Genomic DNA, 12,779 nt, shown 5'->3' with positions numbered 1-12,779 from the left:
TTGGCATATGTCACAATGACGCCCTATTCTCCCTAGAACGGATGAACTCACAGTCACGTTTGATGCGCCGTTGGGTTCGCCCGGTCCGGGTGGACCGGTCGGCGGCACTTGGGGCAGGGGCAATCGGCATGGCGTCACCGCGTCCGATCGGACAGTTGAGCGATGGGGATGACGCTTTCCTCGAAATGAAGCGGAAGGTTCCGTTGGGATCGACTCTCCTCCTCAAAGTCGGTGCGGTCGTTATCGGCTGTGCCGTGCTCGCCGCCTGCAACACCAGCGAAACCGCCAAGGTGGACCCGAAATACGGGGTCGCGCCCAGCCCGCGCCTGATCGGGTCCGGCAAGGCCGTCCCGAAGGGCGGCGGACGTGCCGTGGTCGGCAAGCCCTACAAGGTCGCCGGCAAGTGGTACACGCCGAAGGAAGACCCTGACTACGAGGCCGTAGGCAAGGCGTCCTGGTATGGCGCCGCCTTCCATGGACGCCAGACCGCCAACGGCGAGATCTTCGATTCCGGCAGCATCACCGCCGCCCACACCACCATGCCGCTGCCGTCCTATGCGCGGGTGACCAACCTCAAGAACGGCCGCTCCATCGTGGTGCGCGTCAACGACCGCGGGCCTTTCCACGGCAACCGCGTCATCGACCTGTCGCGGCGCACCGCCGAGATCCTCGACTTCCACAACGACGGCATCGCCAAGGTGAAGGTCGCCTATGTGGGTCCGGCGCGGATCGACGGTCAGGACGAGGACTTCCTGCTGGCGAGCTACAAGGGTCCGGGCGCTCCGTCCGGCGCAAAGGAGAAGAAGGCGCCCGAGCGCTCGATCTTCCTGGCCTCCCGCAACAAGGACAAGCAGACGCCCAACCGCTCCCAGCGCGTCGCGCCGCGTCGCGAAGTCCTGACACCGGATTCGCCGACCAGCGCGCTGCTCGCCTACAACGAATCCCAGCCGCGCAAGCAGCGGGCCGTACCGCTTCACGCCGCGCCGCCAGCGCTTGCCAGTGCAAAGACCACGCCCGCGCCGGCCGCACGGACCACGCGATCGACCGAAACCCTTCCCGGCGTCGCCGCCTCCGCGCCCGAACCGACACCCGCACCCGTGAGCCAGCCCGAGCCGGAGCCCACCTACGTGCAGCCGGCACCGGCCCAGCCGCAGGACGCCGTGGCCGAAACGGTCGAGCTGGCCGCCCAGCAGCCGGCGTCCGAGCCGGCCCCGATGGTCGTGGCCTCCGCCGATCCGGCCGATGCCGACCCGATCGCGTCGCGTATTCTGGCGGCCTATTCCAGCGTCGGCACGTCCTCCGGCCTTGATGCCAACGCCATCGCCGCCTCCGCCGGCAAGAGCGGCCTGGCCCCGATCGAATGAGCCAGGCGCCGACCGTGGAAGCCGATCCGTCGCCGTCGCCCGAGCACGGCGCACAGACCGGCAATCGGCCTTCCTCCGGCGCGTCCCCCATGGTCCCGTCTCCCCGCGGTCGCGGGCTGCGCGGCCGCTTCATCACGTTCGAGGGCGGCGAGGGGACCGGCAAGACCACCCAGATCCGCTCGCTCGTCCACCGGCTTCTCGAGCTCGGCCTTCCGGTCCTGCGCACGCGCGAGCCCGGGGGGACCAGCGGTGGCGAGATGATCCGCTCGCTGCTTCTGTCCGGTGCTGCGAAAGACTTCGGTCCCGATACCGAGGCCGTTCTGTTCTCCGCCGCCCGCATCGATCATGTCGACCGCACCATCCGTCCGGCGTTGTCGCGGGGCACCTGGGTGGTGAGCGACCGTTTTGCCGATTCCACCCGGGTCTACCAGGGGCTCGCGGGCGTGGAGATGCCGCTCCTGTCGGCCATGGAGCGCATTTCGCTGGACGGTGTGCGCCCGGACCTCACCATCGTGCTCGACCTCGACCCCGAGATCGGCCGTGCCCGGGCCGCGCGCCGCCGCGGTGACGCGGCCGCCGACCGGTTCGAAGGGGAGGGGTTCGATGCCGACGCGGCGCGCCGCCGGGCCTTCCGGGCACTCGCCAAGTCGGATCCCGATCGCTGCGTCCTGATTGACGCGAACGGCGCGTCGCCGGAGATCGCCGATCGCGTCTGGCGAACCGTCGTTGAGCGCCTCTGCCCGGCTCGCGAGGTCTGACGCCGCCATGGTGCGCGCCGCGGCCGTCCAGGAAGCCCCTCCGGATCCCGACCAGATCGGCGCGTGGCCCGTCCCGCGTGAGCAGATCGCCCTTTGCGGTCACGCCCAGGCGGAGGCAGAACTTCTGGAGGCCTACCGGAGCGGGCGGCTGCATCACGCCATCCTGCTCACGGGGCCGGCCGGCATCGGCAAGGCAACACTCGCCTTCCGCTTCGCCCGCTTCGTGCTCGCCAACCCGGATCCGTCTGCGGACGCGGTCCGCGAGGCGCGCGATCTGGCGGTGCCCGCCGACCATTCGGTGGCCCGCCAGGTGACCATCGGGGCGCACCCCGGTCTTCTGCATCTGCGCCGGCCCTATGACGAGAAGGCGAAGCGCTACCGTACCGAGATCACCGTCGACGAGGTGCGTCGGCTGGTTCCCTATTTCGGTTCGACCTCGGCCCACGGCGGCTACCGCACCGTCATCGTCGATCCGGCCGACGACCTGAACACGAATGCCGCCAACGCGCTGTTGAAGGCGCTGGAGGAGCCGCCGAGCCAGGCGCTGTTCCTGGTGGTGTGCAACGTGCCGGGCAAGCTCCTGCCCACCATCCGCTCGCGCTGCCGTCGTCTCGATGTCCGGCCGCTGCCTCCGGGCGATGTCCGCGCGGCCCTCACGGCGCTTGGCGCCGACGCCGAACACGACGGCGAAGCGCTGAACGCCGCCGCCGACATCGCGCACGGCAGCATTCGCCGCGCGCTGACCATGCTGGAGGCCGGCGGGGTCGGGCTTCACAAGGCGGTGGCGGACATCCTGGCCACCCTGCCTAAACTCGACGTGCCGGCCGTGCACCGCCTCGCGGACCGCATCAGCGGCAGCGGAGCGGGCGAATCCTACGACCTTTTCGTCGACCTGGTGCTGGACTGGCTGTCGGAGAAGGTGAGGGCGGAAGCGGCCGCCGGCGCGCCGCCCGCGGTGCTTGCCGGGTGGGCCGAGGTGTGGGAAAAGACCGGCCATGCGATCGGCCTTGCCGATGCGCTCAATCTCGACCGCAAGCAGGTTGTGCTCAACCTCTTTCAAGATATCGCGGAGATCGACCGGACGGCTCGGGCGCGCGCGTCCTGATCGGCTGGGCCGATCCCGCGTCTGCCGGGTGCCATGACAGACCGTCCCGCGTACTACATCACCACCGCCATCTCCTACCCGAACGGCGCGCCGCACATCGGCCACGCCTACGAGGTGATCGCCACCGACGCGCTCGCCCGGTTCCGGCGGCTCGATGGCCACGACGTCTATTTCCTGACCGGCACCGACGAGCACGGCCAGAAGATGCAGCAGACCGCGGCGCGCGAGGGCGTCACGGCGCGCGAATTCGCCGATCGCCAGGCGCCGCGCTTCGCCGCCATGGCCGCCGCGCTCAACTGCTCCAACGACGATTTCATCCGCACCACCGAGGCGCGCCACGCCAGGGCGAGCCAGGCGATCTGGGAGCGGATGGCCGAAGCCGGCGACATCTACAAGGATGCCTATTCCGGCTGGTACTCCGTCCGCGACGAGGCCTACTACCAGGAGGCCGAGACGGTTGTCGGCGAGGACGGCGTGCGTCGCGGCCCGCAGGGCACGCCGGTGGAATGGGTGGAGGAGGAGAGCTACTTCTTCCGCCTGTCGGCCTATCAGGAGCGGCTGCTCGCCCATTACGGTGACAACCCGGCATTCATCGGTCCGGACGAGCGGCGCAACGAAGTGCTGCGCTTCGTCGAGGGCGGCCTCAAGGACCTGTCGATCTCGCGCACCACGTTCGACTGGGGCATCCCGGTGCCGGGCGATGATCGCCACGTCATGTATGTCTGGGTCGACGCGCTCACCAACTACCTGACCGGCGTCGGCTATCCCGACACCGACAGCGCCTCCTACAAGCGCTTCTGGCCCGCCGACCTGCACGTCATCGGCAAGGACATCGTCCGCTTCCACACGGTCTACTGGCCGGCCTTCCTGATGTCGGCGGGCCTGCCGCTGCCCAAGCGCGTGTTCGCCCACGGCTTCCTGTTCAACCGCGGGGAGAAGATGTCGAAGTCGGTGGGCAACGTCATCGACCCGTTCGCGCTCGCGGAAACCTACGGCGTCGACCAGCTGCGCTACTTCTTCCTGCGCGAGGTGCCGTTCGGCCAAGACGGCAACTACTCGCACGACGCCATCGTCAACCGCATCAACGCCGATCTTGCCAACGACCTCGGCAACCTGGCGCAGCGCTCGCTGTCGATGATCGCCAAGCACTGCGAGGGCAGGGTGCCCACGCCCGGCGCCTTCACCGAGGCCGACCAGGAGATCCTCGCAGCCGCCGACGGGCTGCTGGAGGCCTGCCGCACGGCGCTCCAGACCCAGGCGCTGCACACCGCGCTCGCCGCCATCTTCCAGGTGGTGGCCGACGCCAATCGCTACTTCGCCGGCCAGGAGCCGTGGGCGCTCCGCAAGAGCGATCCCGAGCGCATGCAGACCGTCCTCTACGTAACGGCCGAGGTCATCCGCGAGGTCGCCATCCTGATGCAGCCGGTCACGCCGGCCGCTGCCGATCGGCTTCTGTCCATCCTGGGCCTTGCCGAGGACGCGCGGGATTTTGCTCAGCTGGGTGCCGCGGGACGTCTCGCGCCGGCCTCCGTGCTGCCGGCGCCCGCGCCGGTGTTCCCGCGCTTCGTGGAGCCCGAAACCAGCCAGGACTGATGGCCTGCCATGCTTATCGACAGCCACTGCCATCTCGACTTCCCGGACTTCGAGGCCGAGCGCGACGCCGTGATCGCGCGCGCCCGCGCCGCCGGGGTCCGTTTGATGGTCACCATCTGCACCCGCGTCCGGAAGTTCGACCAGGTCCGCGCCGTCGCCGAGACCTACCCGGAGGTCTACTGCTCCGTCGGGACGCACCCGCACAATGCGGGCGAGGAGACCGACATCACCACGGCCGACCTGGTGGAGCTCGCCCGGCACCCGAAGGTCGTTGCCATCGGCGAGGCGGGTCTCGACTACCACTATGACTACGCGCCGCGCGAGGCGCAGGCGGAGGGCTTCCGCCGCCACATCCGCGCCGCCCGCGAAACCGGGCTGCCGCTGGTCATCCATGCCCGCAGCGCCGACGAGGACGTGGCCGAGATCCTGTCGACCGCGCATGCGGAGGAGGGGCCTTTCCCGGCGATCCTGCACTGCTTCTCGTCGGGGCGGGCGCTCGCCATGCGCGGCGTCGAGCTGGGTCTCCATGTTTCGTTTTCCGGCATCCTGACCTTCAAGTCGGCCGAGGCGCTGCGCGACATCGCGCGCGACGTGCCAGCCGACCGGCTGCTGGTGGAGACCGACGCGCCCTATCTCGCGCCGGTGCCGTACCGGGGCAAGACCAACGAGCCGTCCTACGTGGTGGAGACCGCGAAGGTGCTGGCGGACGCGCGTGGCGTTACCGCCGAGGAGATCGCCCGGCAGACCACCGACAACTTCTTCCGGCTCTTCTCCAAGGTCGAGCGTCCGTCCGAGGCCGCATGACCAGCCTGACCTTCACCATCCTCGGCTGCGGGTCGTCCGGCGGCGTGCCGCGCATCGGCGGCGACTGGGGTGCCTGCAATCCGGACAACCCGAAGAACCGCCGGCGACGGTGCGCGCTGCTGGTGGAACGGCGCACGGATGCCGGCGTCACCACGGTCGTCGTCGACACCGGTCCGGACCTGCGCGAACAACTCAACGATGCAGGCGTGCCGCGCCTCGACGCGGTCTTCTACACCCACGCCCATGCCGACCACATCCACGGCATCGACGACCTGCGCGGCCTTGCGATCAAGGAGCGCAAGCGCATCGACGTCTATCTCGATCAGTCGACCGCGGCGCGCGCCCACAAGGCGTTCGACTATTGCTTCACCACGCCAGAGGGTTCGGGCTATCCGCCGATTCTCAACGAGCACCGGCTCCTGCCGGGCGTTCCCGTCACCATCACCGGCGCCGGCGGGCCGATCCGCTTCGTACCGTTCCTGCAGCAACACGGCGACATCGTTTCGCTGGGCTTCCGCATCGGCTCCGTGGCCTATTCCAGCGACGTGAGCGACCTGCCGCAGGCCAGCCTCGACCATCTCCGGGATCTGGATGTCTGGATCGTCGACGCGCTGCGCTACACACCGCATCCGAGCCACTTCTCTGTGGACGATGCGCTCGGCTGGATCGACCATCTGAAACCGCGCCGCTCCATCCTCACCAACCTGCACCTCGACCTCGACTTCGACGAGCTGAGCGCCCGGACCCCGCACGACATCGAAGTGGCCTACGATGGTCTGCGGTTCGACGTGCCCGCCGAAGGGTGAGGGGAGCCGTCTCGGCTTCCGCCTCGTGCCGGGCCGAACGGGAAAAGCCGCGGGTCGGAACCCGCGGCTGGCGTCTGATGGGACGGAGGCCGGGCAACCGCCCGCGCTGATCGCGGTCAGCGGTTGGCGTCCGCCACGGTGAGGTGATGGATCGACGGCCACGTGTCGGCGGCCTTCGCCAGGATGCCGGCCTTGTCCTTGCTGTAGCTCTCGAAGACCGCCGCGTTCAGGAACACGTAGAGCTTGCCGTCGACGATGTCGGCGAAGCGCGGGCTGCCGTCGAGCTTCTTGCCGAGCGCCACGCCGAGCGCGCAGAAGCCGCCATACTGGGGCATGTAGCGCTCCGGATCGGCTGCGAAGGCGTCCATCGTTTCGGACGACGCGAAGTAGTAGGCGACGCCATCGTGGACGTGGGTGAAGCGGGCGTGTCCCGGCTCGATGGCGAGGTCCGTGGAAAGGGCGACGACGTCGGTGCCGCGCATGGCGACGCCGTGTCCCTCGACCGTTGTGCCCGTCGAGACATTGTACTCGTCGGCGGCCATGGCCGGACCGGCCGAAAGCGTTGCGGCGAGAGCGGCGGCGGCAAGAATGGTGGTGATGGTCTTCATGGGTCTGTCCTCTTTGTTGGCAGTCGGGGATGGCGCTGGACACGCCGGGGCTGATCGCCCGTGCCGTTGGCCCGGGCGTCGAACAGGGTCGTCAGGAAAGGAGAGGGGGTGAGGGGCCGGGCCTAGCCGGCCAGGCGGTCGATCCGCTCGACGGCCTCGTCCGTGCTCCACACGGCGTTGGCGATCATGCGGAAGTTGATGAGGGCGGCGAGGTAGCCGTCGCCTTCCGGCACCTTCGCTCCGGCCGTCGCATCCCGCACCACGGCCACCTCGAAGCCGTTCTCCAGGAAAGAGCGCAGGTGGCTTTCCACGCAGAGATTGGCGGACATGCCGGCCAGCACGATCTGGTCGACACGCAGCTTGCGCAGTTGCAGCGCCGCGTCGTTCTGCTCGGGCCCGTAGACCTTGTGCGGCGAGGCGATGATGGTCTGTCCGTCGAAGATGAAGTCCTTGTACTGGGGCATGAAATCGGCGCCGGAGCCTTCCAGTCCGGACACGTCGAGCGGGCCGGGGCGGTCGAACATGCCGATCGAATGCATGGTCTTCTCCAGCGCGCCCTCGAACTCCCAGCGGTGGTCGTGCGGATAGTAGTAGTGCGGCGAGATCACCACCGGCATGTCGGCGGCCTTGGCTGCGCGAAACAGGCGCCCGAGATTGTCGACCACGTTGTGCTCGGTGACGCTCTGGCCGACGACGCCCCAGGTCACGCCGTCCGGGCTGAGGAAGTCGATCTGCGGGTCGACCACCAGAAGGGCCGCCCGTCCCTTCGTCAGCGCCATCGTGGACGGCGGCAACCCGGGTTTGGCCGGTTCGGCATAGGTCGGATTGTCGGAGGCCCGCGCCTCCGAGGCGAGCCCGCCGGCGACGAGCGCCGCGCCCGAGGCCACACCGGCGCCGCTTGCAGTCAGGAAAGTCCGCCGATCGATGGGAGCGGCCGGATCATGGGATGGGGGGCTGTGTCTGCACGTCATGTCGTGTCTCCTGTCTGGAAAGGCGCGTGGCCGGCGCAGGCCCGGATCCACGCATGGGGGATGGTTTGCCCGCCGCATCGCGACGAACAGCGGTGGCTTGCCGGGCAGGCGAGCCGGACCCCCTGCGGCCTTGGCCGGCGGGGGCGGTCTCAGGTCAGAGGTCGAGGGCCGACAGGCCGGGATGGTCGTCAGGGCGGCGCCCCAGCGGCCAGTGAAACAGGCGATCCGTAGCGGCGATCGGCACGTCGTTGATGGAGGCCCGGCGCACCGCCATCAGGCCATCGGGCGCGAAGTCCCAATTCTCGTTGCCGTAGGCGCGGAACCATTGGCCGTCCGGAGTTCGCGCCTCATAGGCGAAGCGGACGGCGATGCGATTGCCGGAGACCGCCCAAAGCTCCTTGATGAGCCGATATTCCAGTTCCATCCGCCACTTGCGCGCCAGGAAGGTTTCGACCGCATCCCGGCCGATGAGGAATTCCGAGCGGTTTCGCCACGCGGTATCAAGCGTGTAGGCGGCGGCAACCCGGTGCGGGTCACGTGTGTTCCAGGCGTCCTCGGCGGCGCGAACCTTGAGGGCAGCCATGTCTTGATCGAAGGGAGGCAGCGGAGGGCGTGTCATGGGTCTGTCCAATCCGGCTCAATCGATACCGATCGGTTTCGTTTCGATGCGCGGTTTATGCACCGATCGGTTTCGTTGGAAAACCCATCCATCGCCAGTTTCGCCGGTTCTGCGTTCACGAACCCGTGATCGCTCTTGGCATTCGTTCCGGAAACCGGGCTTTCAATCCATATCCGAACGCACTAGATAAGGAACAGATCGGTTCAGTATGAGGTGCAGATGCGTCCCCCCAAGCGCGACGAACTGGTGCGTGAAGCGCTCAAGATCTTCTATCGCGAAGGCTTCCACGCGACAGGAATGGATCGGCTTGCCGCCGAGACCGGCATCTCCAAGACCACGATGTTCAGGCACTTCCGCACCAAGGAAGAACTGATCCTGGCCGTGCTTCGGCTGCGGGACGAGGATTTCCGCAATTGGCTGTTCCGCCGGATGGAGGAGGCCGGACCGCCACGCGCTCAGATTCTGGCCATGTTCGATGCGCTGGGCGAATGGTTCGCATCGCCGGAGTTTCGATCGTGCATGTTCATCAAGGCGGCGTCGGAATATCCGGAACCGCAGAATCCGATCCACGCCCAGTCCGCAGAGCACAAGCGGCTTCTCTATCGCCAGTTGGTGAAGATCGTCAGCGCGGCCGGCGCCACGGATGCCGAGCAGCTGACCCGAATGCTGCTCCTGTTGAAGGAAGGCGCCATCGTCACCGCCCATCTGGGCCACGAGGCCGATCCGGCCGGTGATGCAAGGTGTGCCGCCGAAACGCTTCTTGCAGCGGCGGAGATCTAGCAAGCCACCATTCCGGTTTGCCGGTCGTTGGACAGGCCCGGGCTCAGAGTGCGTCGTGGCATGCGCGGCGCTTATGACCGGACGGCGCCGCGGGTGTACGATGGCCGGGATGATCTCTAGTCGCGTCTCCTGGTTGGCGCTGCAGGTTTGCAGCGCATGACATGGGCAGACAGCCCGTGACCCGCAGCGACGCCCGGATTGGCCAAACACCTGACCGTCATCGTTTATTTATGTTCCATAATGCATCTTATGCGACTTGTGTATATGGGCGGCAGATGTGACCGCCTGGACGCGCCTGGTTTGCCTGGCTTGGACCGCCTCCTGCCTCGCACGGTCGCGTAAGCCAGCTGCCCGCCCTCTGACGCAGCCGTTGAGCGCTTCTCGCCGGATCGAACCCTTCTCCATGGCGTTGCATCCGGGTCGGCCCGGTGGGCCGCGCCAATGCCGTGCCGTAGTCGCAACCGGCGGTCTCGGCGCGACGGGCCAAGACGCGGCGGCAGTCCGAAAGCGCTTGCCGCCGCAGGCCCGGATGACTAGATCGGTCCTGCCGTGTGGACGACCTCACGGGCCGCAACGCCCACCGTCGGGACGACCCGATACTCGAAACGATCGGGAGCCTTCCATGCGCTCGACTGGGGACCGCATTCGCCACACCATCTGCTTCGAGCTCTTCGGTCTGGCACTGGCCACGCCGCTCGGAACTCTGGTCTTCGACCATTCGCCCACCGATATCGGCGCCATCGCGGTGGGTAGCTCGCTCATCGCGACCGGCTGGAATTTTGTCTACAATCTCGGCTTCGACAAGCTGATGATGCGGCTGCGTGGCACCACCCGGAAGACCGTGTCGCTCCGCATCCTGCACGCATTCCTGTTCGAAGGCGGCCTGCTGTTGGTCCTGTTGCCGCTGATCTCGGCCTATCTCGGGATCACTCTGTGGGAGGCCCTGATGATGGATCTCGCGTTCGCGGGCTTCTACCTGGTCTATGCCTTCGTCTTCAACTGGGCCTACGACGTCGTCTTCCCGATACCTGACGAGGCTGTGCAGGCGACCCGCTGACGCTGGTGCGCCCCCCGGCACCCGTCACGGCGGGGATCGGCCGCCGGCCGCGGCTACAGAACCACCGGGAGACGATCACCGTGCGGACAACCCGCGACAGGCTGCGCCACGTCATTCTCTTTGAGGTGATCGGCCTTGCGCTCGTCACGCCACTCGGCGCGTGGGTCTTCGGCATTCCGCCGGTCGACATGAGCGCCGTGACCATCGTCGGTTCGCTGATCGCGATGGCTTGGAACTACATCTATAATGTCGTCTTCGACACGGCGATGCTGTGCACACGCGGCACGACGCGCAAGACCGCTCCGCTGAGGGTTCTGCACGCCATCCTGTTCGAAGGCGGCCTTCTCCTGTTCGTCGTGCCGCTGATTTCGGCCTTTCTCGGAATTACGCTCTGGGTAGCACTGATGATGGACGTGGCGTTCGCGAGCTTCTACCTGGTCTACGCGCTCGTGTTTAACTGGCTGTACGATATGGTTTTTCCCATCCGCGAAGAGCGCAGCTCCCGAGCGGAGTCCTGAGCTCGTCTCCCGATCCGGGCTTGCCGAACCGGCGTCCCCGGCTTAAGTCCGCGTCGGAGCGGATACGCCCTCTCCTCCCGGCCCGTATTTCTGGCGCTCGGGCCGCACCAGTTTTCGGGAATCCGTCGCCATGCGCACAGTCCGCGACCGACTGCGCCACATCATCAGCTTCGAACTCATCGGACTGGCCCTGGCCACGCCCTTCGGTTCCTGGATCTTCGGCATTCCGCCGGTCACCATGGGCGGCCTCGCCATTGGTTGCTCGCTGATCGCGATGGCCTGGAACTACGCCTACAATCTCGGCTTCGACATCGCGATGCTGCGCATCCGCGGGTCCACCCGGAAGACCATGCCGATCCGCGTTCTCCACACGCTGATCTTTCAGGCCGTCCTCGTCTGCGTTCTCATACTGTTCATCGCCTGGTTCCTCGGCACGAGCCTGTGGAACGCGGCGGTCATGCAGACCGGATTCCTAGTGTTCTACGGGGTCTACGCCTTCGTCTTCAATCTCGCCTATGACACGATCTTCCCGATCGCGGACGAGCGCGCGGCGGAACCGCGCTAGGCTCCACCTGGACCAGGCCGGTGCGCCCTTCCAGGCCCTTTCTTCGGCTTGCATTCGACGCCCCCTCGCCCGAGTCTGTCGCCCATGATCGACAAGCCCCGCATCACCATCACCTACTGCCGCCAGTGCAACTGGATGCTCCGCTCCGCCTGGATGGCGCAGGAACTCCTGTCGACCTTTTCCGAGGAGCTCGGCGCAGTCACGCTGATTCCCGGGACCGGTGGCATCTTCACCATCGAGATCGACGGGACGCTTGTGTGGGAGCGCGTGCGCGACGGTGGCTTTCCCGACGTGAAGGCGCTCAAGCAGCGCGTGCGCGATCACATGGATCCCGATCGCGATCTTGGCCACATCGACCGTTCCTCCGGCACGCAAGGCTCCGAATGACGATCACGCCTTCGCGCGACATCGCGCGCCTCATCGAGATCATGGCGCGCCTGCGCGACCCGGAGACCGGGTGCCCGTGGGACGTGCAGCAGACCTTCGCGACCATCGTGCCCTACACGATCGAGGAGGCCTACGAGGTCGCCGACGCGATCGAACGCGGCGACAGCGAGGATCTGCGTGACGAACTCGGCGATCTGCTGCTCCAGGTTGTCTTCCATGCCCGCATGGCCGAGGAAGACGGCGCCTTCGATTTCGGCGGCGTCGTGGAGGCCATCACGGAAAAGCTTGTCCGCCGCCATCCGCACGTGTTCGGCGACGCGCGCGATCTGCCGCCCGAGCGGGTCAAGGCGCTGTGGGACGAGATCAAGGCCGAGGAGAAGCGGCTCAAGGCCGAACGCGCCGGTGTTACGGTGGAGGCTCTCGCCGCCAAGGGACGGCTCGACGACGTACCGGCCGCCCTGCCCGCGCTCACCCGCGCCGAAAAGCTGCAGAAGAAGGCCGCGAAGGTCGGCTTCGACTGGGGCGAGCCGGGACCCGTGTTCGCCAAGATCCGAGAGGAGATCGACGAGCTCGAGGAGGCTCTCGCCACCGGGTCGCGCGGCGATGCGGCTGTTGCCGAGGAGGTCGGCGACCTGCTCTTCGCCGTGGCCAATCTCGCCCGTCACCTCAACGTCGATCCGGAGGATGCGCTGCGCGGCACAAACGAGAAGTTCCGCCGCCGCTTCCGCCACATCGAGACCGGGCTTCAGGCCGCTGACCGGACGATCGAGGACGCGAGCCTGGACGAGATGGAAGCGCTCTGGCAGGACGCCAAGACGCGCGAGCGGTCGTAGCGGCGGGGAGG

15 protein-coding genes are annotated in these 12,779 nt (G+C 67.4%); 12 read left to right on the top strand and 3 right to left on the bottom strand.

Features of this window, described 5'->3' with window-relative positions; translation table 11 throughout:
- The first annotated feature begins 203 nt into the window (after nt 1-203).
- The 6 genes from C507_RS23540 (at nt 204) to C507_RS0101855 (ending at nt 6,430) form a co-directional block, all read left to right on the top strand.
- Entirely contained in the window at nt 204-1,364 is a 1,161-nt protein-coding gene (locus C507_RS23540) for a septal ring lytic transglycosylase RlpA family protein (RefSeq protein WP_281167828.1), read from the top strand.
- An 89-nt stretch (nt 1,365-1,453) separates the two neighbouring features.
- Complete coding sequence (gene tmk, locus C507_RS0101875; protein ID WP_040400529.1) at nt 1,454-2,122, top strand: dTMP kinase; 669 nt, start codon at nt 1,454-1,456, stop codon at nt 2,120-2,122.
- On the top strand, nt 2,091-3,227 hold the full coding sequence (locus tag C507_RS0101870; protein ID WP_210162071.1) for a DNA polymerase III subunit delta': 1,137 nt from the start codon (nt 2,091-2,093) through the stop codon (nt 3,225-3,227). Before tmk ends, C507_RS0101870 begins: the two co-directional genes overlap by 32 nt.
- Before the next feature lie 33 nt (nt 3,228-3,260).
- On the top strand, nt 3,261-4,820 hold the full coding sequence (gene metG / locus C507_RS0101865) for a methionine--tRNA ligase (RefSeq protein ID WP_018697952.1): 1,560 nt from the start codon (nt 3,261-3,263) through the stop codon (nt 4,818-4,820).
- Nucleotides 4,821-4,829: 9 nt separating this feature from the next.
- Entirely contained in the window at nt 4,830-5,624 is a 795-nt protein-coding gene (locus C507_RS0101860; protein WP_018697951.1) for a TatD family hydrolase, read from the top strand.
- On the top strand, nt 5,621-6,430 hold the full coding sequence (locus C507_RS0101855) for an MBL fold metallo-hydrolase (RefSeq protein WP_018697950.1): 810 nt from the start codon (nt 5,621-5,623) through the stop codon (nt 6,428-6,430). The genes C507_RS0101860 and C507_RS0101855 overlap by 4 nt, the downstream gene beginning before the upstream one ends.
- A gap of 116 nt (nt 6,431-6,546) precedes the next feature.
- On the opposite strand, the gene C507_RS0101850 is transcribed toward C507_RS0101855, so the two are convergent.
- From C507_RS0101850 to C507_RS0101840, 3 genes are all read right to left on the bottom strand, one after another.
- On the bottom strand, nt 6,547-7,038 hold the full coding sequence (locus C507_RS0101850; RefSeq protein WP_018697949.1) for a YHS domain-containing (seleno)protein: 492 nt from the start codon (nt 7,036-7,038) through the stop codon (nt 6,547-6,549).
- A 122-nt stretch (nt 7,039-7,160) separates the two neighbouring features.
- Nucleotides 7,161-8,009, bottom strand: a complete 849-nt coding sequence (locus tag C507_RS0101845) for a cysteine hydrolase family protein (RefSeq protein WP_026318760.1) — start codon at nt 8,007-8,009, stop codon at nt 7,161-7,163.
- 154 nt (nt 8,010-8,163) lie between these two features.
- Nucleotides 8,164-8,628 carry a nuclear transport factor 2 family protein gene (locus C507_RS0101840; RefSeq protein ID WP_026318759.1) on the bottom strand — a complete coding sequence of 155 codons (465 nt, stop codon included), beginning with the start codon at nt 8,626-8,628 and terminating at the stop codon, nt 8,164-8,166.
- A 219-nt stretch (nt 8,629-8,847) separates the two neighbouring features.
- Here C507_RS0101840 and C507_RS0101835 point away from each other — a divergent pair, with 219 nt between their 5' ends.
- The 6 genes from C507_RS0101835 (at nt 8,848) to mazG (ending at nt 12,768) form a co-directional block, all read left to right on the top strand.
- The gene (locus C507_RS0101835) at nt 8,848-9,408 is read left to right on the top strand and encodes a TetR/AcrR family transcriptional regulator (protein WP_018697946.1); all 561 of its coding nucleotides are present in this window, start codon (nt 8,848-8,850) and stop codon (nt 9,406-9,408) included.
- Between the two features lie 622 nt (nt 9,409-10,030).
- Nucleotides 10,031-10,465: a PACE efflux transporter gene (locus C507_RS0101830; RefSeq protein WP_018697945.1), complete on the top strand. Its 435-nt coding sequence runs from the start codon at nt 10,031-10,033 to the stop codon at nt 10,463-10,465.
- Between the two features lie 80 nt (nt 10,466-10,545).
- Nucleotides 10,546-10,983: a PACE efflux transporter gene (locus C507_RS0101825; protein ID WP_018697944.1), complete on the top strand. Its 438-nt coding sequence runs from the start codon at nt 10,546-10,548 to the stop codon at nt 10,981-10,983.
- A 130-nt stretch (nt 10,984-11,113) separates the two neighbouring features.
- On the top strand, nt 11,114-11,548 hold the full coding sequence (locus C507_RS0101820) for a PACE efflux transporter (protein ID WP_018697943.1): 435 nt from the start codon (nt 11,114-11,116) through the stop codon (nt 11,546-11,548).
- Between the two features lie 84 nt (nt 11,549-11,632).
- Nucleotides 11,633-11,935, top strand: coding sequence for an Rdx family protein (locus tag C507_RS0101815; protein ID WP_018697942.1), 303 nt, complete (start codon nt 11,633-11,635; stop codon nt 11,933-11,935).
- Nucleotides 11,936-11,937: 2 nt separating this feature from the next.
- Nucleotides 11,938-12,768: a nucleoside triphosphate pyrophosphohydrolase gene (gene mazG / locus C507_RS0101810; RefSeq protein ID WP_026318758.1), complete on the top strand. Its 831-nt coding sequence runs from the start codon at nt 11,938-11,940 to the stop codon at nt 12,766-12,768.
- Nucleotides 12,769-12,779 lie beyond the last annotated feature (11 nt).

The sequence above is a fragment of the Amorphus coralli DSM 19760 genome (genome assembly GCF_000374525.1).
Classification (GTDB): Bacteria; Pseudomonadota; Alphaproteobacteria; order Rhizobiales; family Amorphaceae; genus Amorphus; species Amorphus coralli.
The sequence above is the reverse complement of the archived record's forward strand: the minus strand, read 5'-3'. Positions and strand labels throughout refer to the sequence as shown.

Excerpts from the sequence above, each read along its gene's own strand:
- tmk (WP_040400529.1), top strand. The coding sequence starts at position 1,454 with ATGGTCCCGTCTCCCCGCGGTCGCGGGCTGCGCGGCCGCTTCATCACG.
- metG (WP_018697952.1), top strand. The coding sequence starts at position 3,261 with ATGACAGACCGTCCCGCGTACTACATCACCACCGCCATCTCCTACCCG.
- C507_RS0101860 (WP_018697951.1), top strand. The coding sequence starts at position 4,830 with ATGCTTATCGACAGCCACTGCCATCTCGACTTCCCGGACTTCGAGGCC.
- C507_RS0101855 (WP_018697950.1), top strand. The coding sequence starts at position 5,621 with ATGACCAGCCTGACCTTCACCATCCTCGGCTGCGGGTCGTCCGGCGGC.
- C507_RS0101850 (WP_018697949.1), bottom strand. The coding sequence starts at position 7,038 with ATGAAGACCATCACCACCATTCTTGCCGCCGCCGCTCTCGCCGCAACG.
- C507_RS0101845 (WP_026318760.1), bottom strand. The coding sequence starts at position 8,009 with ATGACGTGCAGACACAGCCCCCCATCCCATGATCCGGCCGCTCCCATC.
- C507_RS0101840 (WP_026318759.1), bottom strand. The coding sequence starts at position 8,628 with ATGACACGCCCTCCGCTGCCTCCCTTCGATCAAGACATGGCTGCCCTC.
- C507_RS0101835 (WP_018697946.1), top strand. The coding sequence starts at position 8,848 with ATGCGTCCCCCCAAGCGCGACGAACTGGTGCGTGAAGCGCTCAAGATC.
- C507_RS0101830 (WP_018697945.1), top strand. The coding sequence starts at position 10,031 with ATGCGCTCGACTGGGGACCGCATTCGCCACACCATCTGCTTCGAGCTC.
- C507_RS0101820 (WP_018697943.1), top strand. The coding sequence starts at position 11,114 with ATGCGCACAGTCCGCGACCGACTGCGCCACATCATCAGCTTCGAACTC.
- C507_RS0101815 (WP_018697942.1), top strand. The coding sequence starts at position 11,633 with ATGATCGACAAGCCCCGCATCACCATCACCTACTGCCGCCAGTGCAAC.